1 protein-coding gene is annotated in these 312 nt (G+C 40.1%); it reads right to left on the bottom strand.

Annotation, left to right across the window (positions count from 1 at the left end):
• Positions 1–72: 72 nt before the first annotated feature.
• The coding region (locus CWB66_RS21880) for a COX aromatic rich motif-containing protein (RefSeq protein WP_171037571.1) at positions 73–312 on the bottom strand (240 nt) is incomplete at its 5' end.

Consider the following 312-nt stretch of genomic DNA (forward strand, 5'->3'; position numbering starts at 1 on the left):
CCATGGTAACCATGATAATAGGTTCATGAAACGGAATTGCATCTATAGATAATTTACCTAAAAACGACATGATTATTCAACGCCCTGGCTGTGTGATGATGGCATTGTATGGTTACCCATTGCCTGATGCTCATTACTCATCTGCTGATGATTACCCATCGAGTGGTGTTTTTTGTTCATATCGCCATGCGCCTGCATGTATTTCATCACTATGGTATGAAATAAACCTTCATCAACCTTGCCATAATAAGCGACGGGATTGTTTTCACTCGCTTTGGCAAGCTCAACATAATATGCATGAGTAAGGCTATT

The sequence above is a fragment of the Pseudoalteromonas sp. S558 genome, assembly GCF_005886635.1.
Classification (GTDB): Bacteria; Pseudomonadota; Gammaproteobacteria; order Enterobacterales; family Alteromonadaceae; genus Pseudoalteromonas; species Pseudoalteromonas aliena.